The following is a 1,505-nucleotide window of genomic DNA, read 5'->3' on the forward strand; positions in this document are numbered from 1 at the left end:
CCCAAGAAGTCGATGGCGGACGAGAGCGTCACCGAAGGCGACCGCGTCGCCAACCAGTCGATCCGCGTCAACGTGGATACGCTGGAGCATCTGATGACCATGGTCTCCGAGCTGGTGCTGACCCGCAACCAGCTCCTGGAGATCTCCCGCCGCAACGAGGACACCGAGTTCAAGGTGCCGTTGCAGCGCCTCTCCAACGTCACCGCCGAGCTGCAGGAAGGCGTCATGAAGACGCGCATGCAGCCGATCGGCAATGCCTGGCAGAAGCTGCCGCGCATCGTCCGCGACCTCTCGAGCGAACTCGGCAAGCAGATCGAGCTGGAGATGCACGGCGCCGACACCGAGCTCGACCGCCAGGTGCTCGACCTGATCAAGGATCCGCTCACCCACATGGTGCGCAACTCCGCCGACCATGGCCTTGAGACCCCCGCCGAGCGCTTGGCGAGCGGCAAGGGCGAGCAGGGCACCATCCGGCTGTCCGCCTATCACGAGGGCGGCCACATCATCATCTGCATCGCCGACAACGGCAGAGGCCTCAACACCGAGAAGATCAAGGCCAAGGCGCTCTCCTCAGGTCTCGTCACCGAGGCCGAGCTCGAGAAGATGAGCGAGGCGCAGATCCACAAGTTCATCTTCGCGCCGGGCTTCTCGACGGCTGCCGCCATCACCTCGGTCTCGGGCCGCGGTGTCGGCATGGACGTGGTGCGCACCAATATCGACCAGATCGGCGGCACCATCGACATCAAGTCCGTCGCCGGCGAAGGCTCCTCCGTCACCATCAAGATCCCGCTGACGCTGGCCATCGTCTCCGCCCTGATCGTGGAAGCCGGCGGTGACCGCTTTGCCATTCCCCAGCTCTCGGTCGTGGAATTGGTGCGGGCGCGCGCCAATTCCGAGCACCGCATCGAGCGCATCAAGGACACCGCGGTCTTAAGGCTGCGCAACAAGCTGTTGCCGCTGATCCACCTGAAGAAGCTTTTGAAGATCGATGACGGCGCCGCCAGCGATCCCGAGAACGGCTTCATCGTGGTCACCCAGGTCGGCAGCCAGACCTTCGGCATCGTGGTCGACGGCGTGTTCCACACCGAAGAAATCGTGGTCAAGCCGATGTCGACCAAGCTGCGCCACATCGACATGTTCTCCGGCAACACGATTTTGGGTGATGGCGCGGTGATCATGATCATCGACCCCAACGGCATTGCCAAGGCACTCGGCGCCTCCGGCTCCTCGGCCCATGACATGACCGACGAGAATGCCGCCCATCACATCGGAAGCGGCGAGCAGACCACCTCGCTGCTGGTGTTCCGCGCCGGCTCCAGCCAGCCCAAGGCCGTGCCGCTCGGCCTCGTCACGCGCCTGGAGGAGCTGCCCGCCGACAAGATCGAGTTCTCTAACGGCCGCTACATGGTGCAGTACCGCGAGCAGCTGATGCCGCTGGTCGCCATGGAGGGTGTCACCATCGCATCCCAGGGCGCCCAGCCGATCCTGGTGTTCGCCGATGACGG

Annotated in this window: 1 protein-coding gene; it reads left to right on the forward strand. The window is 64.4% G+C overall.

The features are described 5' to 3' along the window. A partial coding sequence (locus SO180_RS42335) for a chemotaxis protein CheA (RefSeq protein ID WP_449384699.1) occupies positions 1-1,505 on the forward strand: 1,505 nt, incomplete at both ends.

The organism is Bradyrhizobium sp. UFLA05-112, from assembly GCF_053572325.1.